The sequence below is a fragment of the uncultured Nostoc sp. genome, from assembly GCF_964247315.1.
Lineage (GTDB): Bacteria > Cyanobacteriota > Cyanobacteriia > Cyanobacteriales > Nostocaceae > Nostoc.
The window spans coordinates 19,618-33,745 of the sequence record NZ_CAXTTT010000053.1; the positions used below are offsets into that span (position 1 = coordinate 19,618).

The window sequence follows — 14,128 nt, forward strand, 5'->3', positions numbered from 1 at the left end:
GAGTATTATCCGGAGTTGTCGGTGGATTAACATTCTGCGGACTGGGAGTAGTGCCTGGGAATGGAGTATTGCCCGGAGTTGTCGGCGGATTAACATTCTGCGGACTGGGAGTAGCGCCTGGGAATAACGCAGGTGTTCTTTGTTGACTGGCTGGGGGGGGAATATCTGGAGTAGCTGATGGTTCTGGAGTTCTGGGTAATAAAGGTTCTGTTGTCGGTGGATTTACATTTTCTGGAACTGGAGTGGTCTCAGGAGTTGGGGAAGGCGTTGGTTGTTGAATTTCTGGCGGTGGAATGTCTGGAGCCGGAGACGGCTGTTGAGTAGGGCTAGGATTGATTTCAGGGATTTGTGCAATTGTTGGCGTTGTGGAGGTTGGCACAATTACCTTTGGGGTCGCGCCTGCTGCTGGGTTGGCAGGGTAAATTGCGACGACGCGGGATTGGGGACGCTCTGCCTCTATAGTTGCTGTAGATTTAGGTTGAGATTCTAGACTTTTACTAGAGTTAACCTGACCAGTGTCCTTTTCTGAGTGTTGATTTTTTTCTAGTGTCAAAACTTTTGTTGACTGTTTGGAATTGTTGGCGGTTTCTGCATTCGCACTCAATGAGCCACCCAAAGGGGCTGCAATTGCTACTGCTGCCAGCAATACGGGAGATAAACGCATTTTACTTATATTCCTCTTCACGACCACACACACACCATCACAAGGCAATAATGCCCTTATGCCCAAGGTAAAACTCAAAACATAATTTTTTCTTTTGCTTTTTTACTTTACAAGGCAAAAGGCAAAAGGCAAAAGTTAAATATAATTCCTTCTGACCTTTTGGTTTTTACCTGGTTAATTTATAGTTTCTACTGCTTTTAGCACTCTTTGTAAAACCTCCTGGTAGGCATCCTCTACATTTCCTAAGTCTCGGCGAAAGCGATCTTTGTCCATTACTCGCCGATTTGAGTCCTTTTCTGCGGTATCCCACAAACGGCAGGTGTCGGGGCTAATTTCATCTGCCAAGAGCAACTGCTGTTGTGAGTCCAAACCAAACTCTAGTTTGAAGTCTACTAGGGTAATGCCACACCGCTGCCAAAAGTTATTCAGAAATTCATTGATTTGCAATGCTAGATGTGTAATTGCGTCTACTTGTTCCGCAGTTGCTAGTTCTAGCAAGTACAGGCGATCGCTTGTCAACAAAGGATCTCCTAATTGATCGTTTTTGTAATAAAATTCAACCAAAGGCTGTTTCAGAATTGTACCCACTGGTAATCCTGTTTGCTGACACAGACTGCCAGCAGCAATATTTCTGATCACTACTTCTAAGGGTAAAATCTTTACAGCCCTTACCCGCATTTGATTCGGGGCAGGGCTGTCAATAAAGTGAGTCTTTATACCATAAGCCTCCAACTGTTTAAAAAGCTGACTGGAAATGCTACAATTAATTTTTCCTTTCCCTTCGATGTTGCCACGCTTTTGGGCGTTAAACGCTGTGGCATCGTCCTTAAAATCAGCCAACAAGACTTCTGGATCGTCCGTTGTATAAAGAATTTTTGCTTTACCTTCGTATAACTTGGAATTAACAGACATGGTGGCAGGTAATGTTTTAGGCGATGGACAAAAGTTGTTTGTCCTTTGAGGCTTCACCATTTTATCTTTAGTTATTAACTATTAGCCATTGGTGATTATTTAAGAGGAAGCAAGGGCAGGATAAAATAATTAATAACCAATTCCCAGCCCAATTTCCTCTTCTTGATCGCTGCTTAATAACCAGTTACCAAAAATTTAAAACTGAATCTCTAACTTTTAACAGAGGACAATTAGCTTTTATATATAATATATTTACCTAAGTGGTTTTACCAGGAAGGATTTAGTTTTTTTAGAATAAAAAATTACTAATATATACTGATATATTTTAATAAATTGTACCTCAAGGTTTGGACTGGAGCTAATTACAATTTGAACTTCATAAATTAAGATGAGATAAATTGACAACAGGGAGGAAAATCAAATAGTCTCTCTAGTTACTGTATTTGAAACTTTTTTTGTAATATTTACAACGTAAGTATTTCAAGCTTAATCTTCTAGCCACAAAATCTGAATCAACCAATTCCTGCATCAATAATTGGAAAAGGAGTTAGATGATTTGATTTCCCCTAATCTGACAAAAAAAAGATTAGGTTAGCTAGTGAGCTTCAAAAATCCAAACACAAGGTGAATTGAATAAATGGAGAAAAAAATAGTGAATAAGGATGATTTTCTCTTCCCTCGCGGCCGCTACTACGGTCAGGTTAAGCCAGAAAACTTGGTTTTTAATGCAAATCTACAGGAATTTGCTCAACGGGTAAGTTACATTTGCAACTTAGAAACAGGTGGAAAAGTGCCTCCAGGTGCAGCTTACGAACAAATAAAGGATCTGTGGAAACAATTGAAACGCTCTAAAAAAGAGCTAGGAATTGGCGAAGCTCCCTTTCAAGATGACCAGGGAGAGACTCAAGGTTGAATGGGGCATTGGGCATGGGGAATTGACCAATGACAAATGACTACTTAGTAAACATTGTCCAGACACCATCCCAGGACTCTGGAGGCGGCGTTTGTTGATAATTACGCGCACGCTCTAGGTGGATATCAACAGCTTGGTCTTGGGGTTGGATGGATTTGGCGGCTTCAAAACAGGCGATCGCTTGTGAGAAGTTGCGCGATAAATAAGCATCGCGTCCGGTATGATAGTGAAATAAAAACTCTTGAGTGTTGGCATCTAGGGGAGTAGTGCGATCGCCAATTAACTCGTAGATATTAACTGCCTGGTGTTTCCCTTTGACTCGGATTTTATCTAACTGGCGCACCCAAATGCGATCGCTGCACAATTGGTAAGTAAATTCACTTAAAAGAATATTACAACCGTAATCCTTAGTTACCGCTTCCAAGCGCGAACTCAAATTTACACCATCTCCAATGACGGTGTAATCCATCCGTTTGCGGGAACCAATATTACCCGAAACCACATCCCCAGAACTAATGCCAATGCCAATACGAATTTGCGGCTGCGCCTGGATAATTCGCCGTTGGTTAAATTCCTCTAAGCGGCGTCTCATATCTAACGCTGACTGTACAGCCCTCCAAGCATGATTTTCTGTCAATGGTAGAGGCGCACCAAATACCGCCATTAAGGCATCACCAATAAATTTATCAAGAGTGCCTTCGTGGTTAAAAACCGCTTCCACCATCGTTTCAAAATACTGATTGAGCAGCAATACCACCTCAGCTGCACCGAGATTTTCCGTAAGTGTTGTGTAGCCCCGGATATCAGAAAACAAGATAGTTACTTCTTTCCGTTCGCCTACCATTAAAGCATCTTCCCCTAGTGCCATAACTTGTTCAGCTACATGGGGCGTCAGGTAACGGGACATGGTAGTTTTCATCCGTTTTTCCTGAGTAATGTCTTCTAAGACCACTAAACCACCGCGTACACCGCCTTCTGGGTTAGTTAGGGGATTAACAGTAAGATTGATATTGCGTTCTAATGTTTGTACCTCATTAGAAGTGAGAAACTCAGATTGAGGTGTCAGAGGTTGATTCCAGGGAATAAAAGTATCGGGGTTAGTGCGATCGTGCACTGCTAAAATTGAATGCTGATTCCTAAGTCCTGTTAACGGTAGCGGAGCGTTTAGCCCGTCCTGATTTTCACTCAGCACTTGGTAAAGTCCCAGTATCAAACTTTGCTCTGGCACATAATGTTTAGCTCCAGTTTTTAGACTATCTTCTAGTCGCATTTGGAGATTTTCAATTGGCACAACTTCCCAAACTAATCGACCAATCAAATTTTGTTCCCATAAAAGCTTGTTGTTCTTACTATTAGCGTCTCCTATCGGACAACCCAGCAACTCTAGAGCTGCATCATTAATCGTTACAATCTGTCCTGCCATATCTGTAGAAATCACAGCATCTGACAGACTTTGTAAAATATCTTTTTGATACTGTTTTTCTAACAGTACATTTTCAAACAAGCGAGCATTTTCTAAAGCAATTCCGGCCTGATTATTAAAAGCTCGCATAAACTCTTCATCAGAAGCAGTAAAGCTGCTTTGTTGCTTATTAATTAATTGTGTAACGCCAATCAATTCGTTTGCAGAATTAAATACTGGTAAACACAGAATATTGCGAGTTATATAACCGGTTTTTTTATCTGTAGTCGGGTCAAAACGGGGGTCTTTATAAGCATCAGAAATATTTAAGGCTTCACCAGTAGAAGCCACATATCCAGCAATGCCACGGTTAGCGGGAATGCGAATTTCTATCAAGTTTGTGCCATCTGCTGCTACTGCAATTTTCGTCCAGAGTTCGTTCAGCTCTTTACGATATAAAAATAGTGTGCTGCGGTCTGCTTGCATTAAAATTCGAGCTTGTTCCATGACTATCTGCAAAGTTGCTTCTAAATCTAAACTTTGCCCCAGTGTCTGAGTTGCCCGCAACAAAGCTGTTGCGCCTCTTTGATTACGAGCCGCTACATAAAAAGATTGGCAGCTTTCCAGGATAATACCAATCGAAGCGGCAAAATCTCGAAAACGTTCTTCATCATCATGATTAAACGGAACATTCCCAGTTTTATTAGCTAGTTGAACCACCGCTACAGTCTGGTTTTTGCTACTGATAACAGGCATACATAAAATATTATGGATTTTGTAGCCCATTTGTTTTTCAAGTTCTGGGCTAAATAGGGGATGAGTATAAGTTTCAGATATATTTAAATATTGACCTGTACTAGCAACATGACCGGGGATACCCACTGTAATGGGAGTACGAATTTCTAAGAATTTTTGAGTATTATCTTGAGGAACTTTTGACCACAGTTGACCTTTGTCATAATCAACTAAAAAAATGGCTGTATGTTCTGCTTGGAGAATTTGACCAATTTTGAGTGTGATAGCTTCTAGCACTTTCTCCAACATAGTTTCTAGAGCTTCATTATTGATCAGTTCAATGGCTCTAAGAAATTGCTGGAACTCAGCAGTTATGAAGTCGAGTAAGCAAACAAATTCATTAACAGATAAGTCTTTGACGCGACGCAGTAAGGCGTGAGTACGATTAACTTGAGTCAGTTCAGTTAATGTAGCCAAGACGCTGCCAGGGTTGGGGAGTGTCATGGTAATTTTAGATTTTAGAGTTTTAGATTTTGGGCATGGTTATTTTCTTTATCCGCCTTGTCCCTCTTGTCTCCCTCATCTCCCCACTCCCTACTGCCCACTCCCTTATTTTGCCAACTGTTCAGAAAATATCACCTTTTGATAGTAATCTTGTAGCTGCTTGGTGGCAGCTGCCCAACCCCAACTTTCTGCTTCCTGGCGGGCATTTTGACGGATAGTGTCTCGTTGTTGTTTTTGTTCTAAGAGTCGAATAGTAGCAGCTAACGCTCCTTGAACATTTGCTGTTGGCTCAAAAAGATATCCATTTACCCCATCTGTCACAATATCAGGAATTCCCCCGGAACGAGCTGCTACCACGGGACAGCCAGCAGCCATCGCTTCTAGTAGTACTAAGCCTAGTGTTTCTGTACGGGAAGGAAAGATGAAGGCATCAGCACTCGCAAAGGCAGAACCTAACTCTTGACCCATAAGATAGCCAACAAAATAAGTGTTTGTGCCAGCAAAGTGTTTTTGCAATGCTTGACGGTGGGGCCCATCTCCAACCAATGCTAACCGCGCTTCGGGAATGGCTTCTAAAATTGGTTTGATACGCTCAATTTCTTTTTCAGCCGAAAGTCGCCCAACGTAAAGTAGCAATGGACTTTCTGGATGATTTTTTGATAGGCGCGATCGCATTTCTACACTAGCTAAATCGGGGTGAAATAATTCAGTATCCACCCCGCGCTGCCATAAATCTACACGTTCAATACCGTGTGCTGTCAGTTCCTCCACCATTGCTGTGGAGGTACACAGATTCAAAGCTGCTTGATTATGAGCGCCTTTGAGCAGTTCCCAAAGAAAACCTTCCAGCATCCCCAAGCCGTAATGCTGGAGATATTGGGGTAAATGCGTGTGATAAGACGCTACTAAGGGTATTTTGAGGATTTTGCTATAAAATATGCCAGATAAACCTAAAACTGCTGGATTCACAACATGGATAACATCTGGCTTGAACTCTTCTAAGGCGTACCCAATAGCTGGGCGGGGAAGTGCCATTTTTAATTCTGGATACAATGGCAGAGGAAAGCCAGTAACGCCGTAAACTTTAGCGCCTTTGTGTTCTGTGATGCCTCCATCAGGGGCAATCACCAGCACTTGATTACCACTACGCTGTAAATGGTCAACAGTATGGCGCAAGCGCGTTACAATGCCGTCAACCTTGGGTAAAAAGGTTTCGGTAAATAGAGCAATTCTCATAAAAAACTATTCAGTCCAGGCAGATAATCTCAGCTTTGCTTGCATTTCGGTATCAAACACAGAATAGACTCTCTTTTGTGGTGTGATCAACTCCGTACAGTCGAAATAAATGTAGTAAACGGCAAATTTAGTAGTAGCTGGACGATACGCCTGATAAATAATAACTAGTTAGTCGTCATATTGTGCTAGAATACGACGACCAATTTTAGACCCACGATTTACTGGGGTTTACTCTAATTTCTGTGCCAAGAGACTTTAGGCAGAATTTGTTTGTGATCGACTCGCGTCTGATACTTGATAGCAAAGTTTAACAGAGAATCGAGGAGAGAATCAGAGAGCAAGTGAGGCTGTAAACCTAAATCAAGCAATTTTGTATTTTTAGCGTTGAAGTAATGTTCTTCTTTTTCAACTCTGGGATTATCTAAATGATTGATTTCTACGTTCAATCCGATAGCATTACCAGCTTTTTTCACCATCAATGCCAAATCGCCGACGCTAAATTGTTCGGTAAATTGGTTAAATACGCGGAATTCACCTGATTGGGCAGGATTAGCGATCGCTAATTCCACACATCGTACTGTATCCCGAATATCTAAAAATCCGCGAGTTTGTCCACCTTTACCGTAGACAGTTAAGGGATGTCCGATCGCTGCTTGAATACAAAAGCGGTTCAGTGCTGTACCAAACACACCATCGTAATCCAGCCGATTAATCAATAGTTCGTCCATCCCCGTCTCTTCAGTTAAGACGCCGTAAACTACACCTTGATTTAAATCCGTTGCCCGCAATCCCCAAATCCGGCAAGCAAAGTGGATGTTATGACTATCATGGACTTTGCTTAAATGGTACATTGAACCGGGTTGCTTGGGATAAGGTAGGGTATCCTTGCGTCCATTGTGTTCAATGGTGATATACCCTTCTTCTATATCAATGTTGGGTGTACCGTATTCACCCATCGTTCCCAGCTTCACCAAATGACAGTCCGGGAAATCTTCCCGCATGGCGTACAGTAAGTTCAACGTACCAACTACATTATTGACCTGGGTAACAACTGCGTGTTCTCGGTCAATCATGGAAAATGGGGCCGAACGCTGTTCACCAAAATGCACTAGTGCATTTGGCTGAAATTGCTGTAATGTTTTATGAAGAAATTCGTAATTAGTAATATCGCCGATGAACAAATCGATAGATTTACCTGTCAAATCTTGCCAGCGCTGGAGACGTTGTTGAATTAGTGCGATCGGAGTGAGAGTTTCGACACCAAGTTCATTATCCCAGTGCCGCCGCACCAAACTATCTAGAATTCCAACTTCATAACCTCGATTGGAAAGGTAAAGAGCAGTTGCCCAACCGCAATATCCATCACCACCAATAACCAGGACTTTCATCTTCACCAGTTTTTACTCGCTGATAGCTAAATCTATCAGGTTTCTGTACCCTCTTAATTATTATTCTGGAGGAGATGTGGATTTTGAGGGGAGTGAGGAACAGGGGACAAGGGAGACAAGGAGAAATTACTCAATAAATCTCTTCCTTGTCTACCCTGTCTCTTTTCAATGCCCAATGCCTCATTAAAACTTTGAAATTCGATACTGCTGGGCAATGTAATAAAACAAACGATAGTAATTTTGAAATTCTTGGCTTTTGCTCCGTCCCTGTAAATGATATTTCACTTGACTCTGAGTTAGCGTCAGTGTCATTAAACCTGCTCGTCGATCGACTTCTACGACCAGCACCCCAGATACTCCTTGAGCGGTCTGAAAGTTGGATTTTATCTTTTTCACAGACTCTTGATCGTTTGGTAGCTGCTGGCTTGCCCACCCGCGAATTTCCACTGAGTTATCCTGTGGTGAAATAAACGCAATCCCATCACCATTTTCTGATGCTGCTAATGAAGTCCAGTTACTCGGATATGGAAATTCAAAACCATAACGGGAGTTGCTATAAGTTTTCCAGGCGATCGCTCTGGCGTTAAAATCACTTGCAATACAACCCCACAGAATGATTAACAGGGCAGTGACTCCGCTAACGCTGGCGGCAAACCGATAAATTCTTCGCCCCAAACTACAGATTTTATTAGCAGTAGCCATTTACATTATACATTTTGCCAAAGTCACTGATTTTATAGAAATACCAGAAACTCAGATCGATACTTTTGCCAATTTACAAGTTATTCACAAATTAGGAAACTACTGCATAAACTGCACCAAAACATCGCTCATTAAAAATTCAATATTGTTTCAGGATATTTACCATTCTCTTTTTAGTTCCCAGTAGAGGAAGCTGATAATAAGTGCTTTATAACACAAATTATGTACAGTGCATCTCAGACAGCCGAGCTAACTTTGGAGCTTTTTCACTTCCAAACCAACACATCTTTGCAATTTCCAGCAAATCTTTCTGTAATTTGTATCGGTAAGCCAAACGACCAAAAACCACCAAATATTGATGTTTCTGGCTTACCAGATTCCGATGTGGCATCTCGCATCCACGCGCAAATTTGGATAAATGGAGATGACTACCATATAACCGATTTGGGTAGTTCTAATGGTACATACATTAACGGTGCGAAACTTCAGCCTCAAGTTTTTTCTCCACTGCATCCGGGAGACAGAGTTTCGCTTGGGCAAGGAGACAAAATAACTTTCATGTTTAGGGTGCAGCAGCACTATGCATCTGCCACAAAAAATCCTACACCAAACTCCGCGCCAACAAAAATTACACCGCCTACCATCGGTAAAGAAGAAGAACAAGTAATCCTTGCCAGTAAGCTTATTGGCTTAGGACTAATCCTAGCAGGCATTACATTTTTAAGTACAAGTATTTATGTGAGCGTCTACTTACGCAGCACACCTGGAATTTTGCTGTGTATGGGAGGCGTAGTAGCTCTGAATTGGGGTGGGCGCGATAATCGGAAACTGGGATGGGTGTTGATCGGGATAGGAATCGCTCTTTTCATCGCCAGTGGTGTTGTAATCGGCTCGGTGTCTCTTTTTTCTATGCTATTGTCATTCGCTGGCATCTCCTGTGGATATCAGTTGTTTACAACCGGAAAGGTATTCAACTTTAATCCGCTTACGCTGCAAATAATCAAAAAATAAGCCAAGTCAGGCAATTGTTGGTTTAGCGATGGCTAATTCCCGTTCCGGGAAAAATCTCGCACACCCCCCTTGTTCAGAAAATCAAACACCCAAGTATATTAATTCCTGTTGGCTTCTTAAACAGCTTTGATAAAAGACTTTTAAGAATATGTGGCAAAAGCGCAGGCCCTGGTAAAAAGACAATACCCAACTGTTGCATCAATCCAAGTGCATCGCCTTGCCCCCAATGCTCTATAATTTTGCCGTTTTCAACGCGATCAATATGCATGATTGATAACTTAATTTGCTTACCTGTTGAAGGAAGACCTTGGAAGTCACCAAGATGCGTAGCTGTAAATGTTCCACAAGTAACCACTTTATCTCCTTCAACAAGCACCTGGTCAAATGTATGTTGACCGTTCGTAAAGGCTAAGTAGAAAGCCATACCGAACTGTTTAAAACCTTCACTGTCAAGAGGGGCAGGTGTGCCAGCCATGTGAGCGACAAAATTAGGGGTCAGAAGTGCGAAAGCTTGGCTAATATTCCGCCTGTCGAAAGCTTCATAGAACTGAAGAACAATATCTTTATTTTGTTGAGTTGGACTTATTTCTTTACACATACAGCCTTAGAGATAGCTTATCTAATAATTTATCGTCCCATTGTTGTGAAAACTATGCCACTCACTGACTACGAACCACAACCTATCAAATGTTCTAGTGCAAACAGTTCATGACATGATGGCTACTTATAAACAGAATCTCAGCCCCTAATGTAAACAAATGTAACAAATATGGCGTTAAAACGTTTTGCTGTCTTGACAACCAATAAAAGAACCGATAACTTGATATACATACCCGGGTAAGACCGTTAAAGAGTTATATGCAAACGCAAACTAAGCAAAAGGTCACTTTGTATTTATCGCCAGAGTTGCACAGAAAACTGAAGATTCGTTCAGCAGTTGATTCCGAGCCAATGTCAGAACTTGCCGAACGTGCCCTTGGTTTTTACCTATCCAATCAAGAATTGGTTGACGAGTTAGAAGATTCTTCTTATGGGCGGACTCATAGAGTTTATTCATGCCCAACTTGTGATAGCTCACTAGTCTTACGTGATGGGGAACTGGTTAGTTTAGGTAATCAACCAGGAGTAGTTGGTCAAGAGCACCTTTCTCTTAATGAGATGGATGAAGGTGAAACCAATCCCAAGGGTGAGGAAGAGTTAGTTCCTTGCTAGATAAATATTCATGATTCGGTTTTCTTTACCAGAAGCAATGTCTCTACTGTCTCTATAAGGTCTCAAGTAGGTCGAAGTATGAACGAAGAGCTCAAGATCCTAATTCAAGCTCAATACCCTTTAATCTACCTTGTTACCTCCGAGGAAGAGCGGGCCGAGCAAGCAATTTCCACAATCGCCCAGTTGTTAAAGCCCCAGCGCCGAGTATTTGTTTGGACAGTAACACACGGGATTGTTGAGTATGGTCAACCCCGGAATGTCACCCAACATAATACTGTGTCTCCAGAGGCGGCGATTGAGTGGATCATCCGGCAGAAAGAACCAAGTATATTTATTCTTAAAGATTTACATCCCTTTATAGATGCGCCTGCAACTAACAGATCGTTACGTGATGCGATCGCTAGTTTCAAAGGTATGCAAAAGAACATCGTTCTGATGTCTCCGATGCAACAAGTACCTATAGAACTGGAAAAAGAAGTTGTTGTTCTCGACTTTACATTGCCAGATATGGCTGAGTTGAATAAAGTCTTAACTCACCATATAGAGCAAAACCGTGGTCGGCGACTGACAACAGAAGCCAGAGAAAAACTTCTTAGAGCTGCTTTAGGTCTAACTAAAGATGAAGCTGAGAAAGTCTACCGTAAGGCACAGGTAACTAAAGAGCGTTTAACAGAAGATGAAGTAGACATCGTTTTATCTGAGAAAAAGCAACTAATTCGGCGCAATGGCATCTTAGAATACATTGAAGAAGATGAAACTATTGATGCTGTAGGTGGCTTAGAAGAGTTAAAAAGATGGCTCAAGCAACGCTCTAACGCTTTTACAGAAAGGGCGAGAGAATATGGTTTGCCTCAACCAAAGGGGATGTTAATTTTAGGAGTTCCCGGTTGCGGTAAGTCTTTAATTGCCAAAACTACTTCCCGGCTGTGGGGTTTACCACTGTTGCGGTTGGATATGGGGCGAGTCTATGACGGCTCAATGGTGGGACGAAGCGAGGCAAATCTGCGGAACGCTTTGAAAACAGCAGAATCTATTTCCCCAGCGATTTTGTTTATCGATGAATTAGATAAATCCTTTGCTGGTAGTGGAGGTTCCTCTGATTCTGATGGGGGGACTTCAAGTAGAATCTTCGGCTCTTTCCTCACCTGGATGCAAGATAAGAAATCACCAGTGTTTGTAATGGCAACAGCCAATAGAGTAGAACGCTTACCTGGCGAGTTTCTGAGGAAAGGACGCTTTGATGAAATTTTCTTTGTCGATCTGCCAACACCGGAAGAACGGCAGGATATTTTCAATATTCATCTGACCAAGCGCCGTGAAGACATCTCTCGATTCGATCTTGAGCAACTAGCCAAGATGTCTGATGGCTTTTCTGGGGCAGAAATAGAACAAGCGATCGTTGCGGCAATGTATGAAGCTTTTGCCCAAGATCGGGAGTTCACCCAACTAGATATTATTGCTGCACTGAAGGCAACATTGCCGCTGTCTCGAACGATGCAAGAACAAGTAACGGCTCTGAGAGATTGGGCCAGACAGCGCGCGCGCCCCGCAGCATCCTCCGTAGCTGAATATCAGCGAATGGAGTTTTAAAAGCTTTCCTCTGCCATCCCAGGGGGAAAGGCTAGCTGAAAATGCTAGCAGTTATAAGAAAAGCCGCATCCTGTTAAGCGCGGCTTCGCCCAAAACAAACCGTTGTCGTTTTTCTCAATCTTCTCATTGGAGGAAACCCAAATGTCTCACTTTAGCACCCTGCGTACCAAAATCACCGATGCCGAAATCCTCAAGGCTTCCTTGCGCGACCTCGGTATCAGCGTAAAGACTGAAGCTGATGTCCGTGGTTATAACGGTCAGCGTGTCCGTTCTGACATCGTTGCTGTGTTGGAAGGCGAATATGACCTCGGCTGGTCTCGCAATGGCGATGGTTCTTTTGACCTAATCGCTGACCTGTGGGGCGTTGCTAAGAAGCACAACCAAACCGAGTTGATCAACTCAATCAACCAAAAGTATGCCGTTAACAAAACTTTGGCTGAAGTGAAACAGCGCGGTCTGCAAAACGCCAATGTGAAGTTGGTATTGCAATAACAATTTCTCTGCGCGTTCCCAAAGCTGCACGGGTTAACCATATAAATAGCGGTTAGCCCGCTTTTTTATCGGGACTGAGATGTATTTCTCAGTCCCGATTTTTAGTTAATACTCTTAATTTGACTATTCTTTATTGGACTATTCTTTTTGGTTACTATTACAGTAGCAGCGCCTTGAGTACTCTAAAAAATATGACAGTAGATGATAAATTATGAAAACATTCACTATTGGGCACTCAAATAATTCAATAGAAACTTTTATCAGACTTTTGATGCAACATGGAGTTACTGCTGTAGCAGATGTTCGTTCTAGTCCTTATAGCCGTAGATTTCCGCAATTCAATCAAGCTTCTTTAAAGGCAGCACTGAAAACTAAAAATATTGCTTATGTCCCTCTTTGTAATTACCTTGGTGCCCGTCCCAATGATAGAAGTTGTTACGTAGAAGGTATGGCTCGCTACGATTTGATTGCTGCAACAGAAGCCTTTGCCATAGGATTAAATCGTCTTATCAAGGGTGCTAAACAACACCAAATTACTTTGATGTGTGCTGAACAAGATCCTATCGTCTGTCATAGAGCTATCTTGGTATGTCCACATTTGAAGAAGGCTGGATTAGAAATTCAGCATATTCATAAGAATGGTGAACTAGAGTCACATGAATACTTAGAAGCAAGATTACTAAAGATACATAACCTAGATAAATTCTTGCATTTATCTAAAGATTTTGATGATGTGAATCAATCTGGAAAACAGCTTTCTCTTTTTGATATCAATCCTTACGATATTAATCCTAGACACACAGATACTATAGCTAAACCTGTTGTGCGTGAAGAGTTAATTCAAAAAGCATATCAGCTTCAAGCTGAGAAAATAGCTTATGTAGAAGAAACAAATAGAGAACAATATCAATCTCATGAGCAAGCTAGTTAACTTATTTACTATCGGCTTTACCCAAAAGAAAGCTGAACAATTTTTTGAAACACTTCTAAAAGCTGGCGTTAAGCGAGTCATTGATACGCGACTTAACAACGTCTCACAGCTTGCTGGTTTTACAAAAAAAAATGATTTAGAGTATCTTCTCCAGAAAATTGGGGGAATTGAATACATTCACATTCTTGAGTTGGCTCCAACCAAAGATATTCTTGACGAATATAAAAAGAAGCAAATAAATTGGGCAATATATGAAGAGAGGTTCAATCAACTCATCACAGAGAGACAGATTGAGAAGAAGGTTTCTTCAAACCTTCTGGATGAAGGTTGCTTGCTGTGTAGTGAGGCCAAGCCTCATAATTGCCATCGCCGATTAGTTGCTGAGTATTTGCAAGGTAAGCTAGACACAGCTATCAAAATTCATCACCTCTAAACA

13 protein-coding genes and 1 pseudogene are annotated in these 14,128 nt (G+C 41.8%); 7 read left to right on the plus strand and 7 right to left on the minus strand.

The annotated features are described in order from the left end of the window. A pseudogene (locus tag ACFE93_RS17095) lies at positions 1–664 on the minus strand (hypothetical protein); the annotation flags it as partial. A 174-nt stretch (positions 665–838) separates the two neighbouring features. Then, positions 839–1,576, minus strand: a complete 738-nt coding sequence (purC, locus tag ACFE93_RS17100) for a phosphoribosylaminoimidazolesuccinocarboxamide synthase (RefSeq protein WP_375474506.1) — start codon at positions 1,574–1,576, stop codon at positions 839–841. 637 nt (positions 1,577–2,213) lie between these two features. Here purC and ACFE93_RS17105 point away from each other — a divergent pair. Next, positions 2,214–2,489 carry a hypothetical protein gene (locus ACFE93_RS17105; protein WP_375474454.1) on the plus strand — a complete coding sequence of 92 codons (276 nt, stop codon included), beginning with the start codon at positions 2,214–2,216 and terminating at the stop codon, positions 2,487–2,489. Between the two features lie 40 nt (positions 2,490–2,529). Here the strand turns inward: ACFE93_RS17105 and ACFE93_RS17110 are convergent, their stop codons facing one another. The 4 genes from ACFE93_RS17110 to ACFE93_RS17125 all read right to left on the minus strand — a co-directional run bounded on the left by ACFE93_RS17110 (position 2,530) and on the right by ACFE93_RS17125 (position 8,456). Then, positions 2,530–5,130: a GAF domain-containing protein gene (locus ACFE93_RS17110; RefSeq protein ID WP_375474456.1), complete on the minus strand. Its 2,601-nt coding sequence runs from the start codon at positions 5,128–5,130 to the stop codon at positions 2,530–2,532. A 105-nt stretch (positions 5,131–5,235) separates the two neighbouring features. After that, positions 5,236–6,366, minus strand: a complete 1,131-nt coding sequence (locus ACFE93_RS17115) for a glycosyltransferase family 4 protein (RefSeq protein WP_375474458.1) — start codon at positions 6,364–6,366, stop codon at positions 5,236–5,238. A 233-nt stretch (positions 6,367–6,599) separates the two neighbouring features. Further along, entirely contained in the window at positions 6,600–7,754 is a 1,155-nt protein-coding gene (locus tag ACFE93_RS17120; protein WP_375474460.1) for an NAD-dependent epimerase/dehydratase family protein, read from the minus strand. A 183-nt stretch (positions 7,755–7,937) separates the two neighbouring features. Continuing rightward, positions 7,938–8,456, minus strand: coding sequence for a hypothetical protein (locus ACFE93_RS17125; protein ID WP_375474462.1), 519 nt, complete (start codon positions 8,454–8,456; stop codon positions 7,938–7,940). A 222-nt stretch (positions 8,457–8,678) separates the two neighbouring features. Between ACFE93_RS17125 and ACFE93_RS17130 the strand changes: the two genes are divergently transcribed. Continuing rightward, positions 8,679–9,467 (plus strand): FHA domain-containing protein, encoded by a 789-nt coding sequence (locus ACFE93_RS17130; protein WP_375474464.1) that lies wholly within the window; start codon positions 8,679–8,681, stop codon positions 9,465–9,467. A 73-nt stretch (positions 9,468–9,540) separates the two neighbouring features. On the opposite strand, the gene ACFE93_RS17135 is transcribed toward ACFE93_RS17130, so the two are convergent. Next, the gene (locus ACFE93_RS17135) at positions 9,541–10,065 is read right to left on the minus strand and encodes an ester cyclase (protein WP_375474466.1); all 525 of its coding nucleotides are present in this window, start codon (positions 10,063–10,065) and stop codon (positions 9,541–9,543) included. Between the two features lie 260 nt (positions 10,066–10,325). On the opposite strand from ACFE93_RS17135, the gene ACFE93_RS17140 reads away from it, so the two are divergent. From ACFE93_RS17140 to ACFE93_RS17160, 5 genes are all read left to right on the plus strand, one after another. Then, a complete protein-coding gene (locus tag ACFE93_RS17140) occupies positions 10,326–10,679 on the plus strand; it encodes a hypothetical protein (protein ID WP_375474468.1) in 354 nt (117 codons plus the stop codon). A gap of 78 nt (positions 10,680–10,757) precedes the next feature. Next, complete coding sequence (locus tag ACFE93_RS17145) at positions 10,758–12,269, plus strand: AAA family ATPase (RefSeq protein ID WP_375474470.1); 1,512 nt, start codon at positions 10,758–10,760, stop codon at positions 12,267–12,269. 141 nt (positions 12,270–12,410) lie between these two features. Continuing rightward, a complete protein-coding gene (locus ACFE93_RS17150) occupies positions 12,411–12,761 on the plus strand; it encodes a DUF1257 domain-containing protein (RefSeq protein ID WP_094350625.1) in 351 nt (116 codons plus the stop codon). 211 nt (positions 12,762–12,972) lie between these two features. Beyond that, positions 12,973–13,692 (plus strand): DUF488 family protein, encoded by a 720-nt coding sequence (locus tag ACFE93_RS17155; protein ID WP_375474472.1) that lies wholly within the window; start codon positions 12,973–12,975, stop codon positions 13,690–13,692. Further along, the gene (locus ACFE93_RS17160; RefSeq protein ID WP_375474474.1) at positions 13,676–14,125 is read left to right on the plus strand and encodes a DUF488 family protein; all 450 of its coding nucleotides are present in this window, start codon (positions 13,676–13,678) and stop codon (positions 14,123–14,125) included. The genes ACFE93_RS17155 and ACFE93_RS17160 overlap by 17 nt, the downstream gene beginning before the upstream one ends. Positions 14,126–14,128 lie beyond the last annotated feature (3 nt).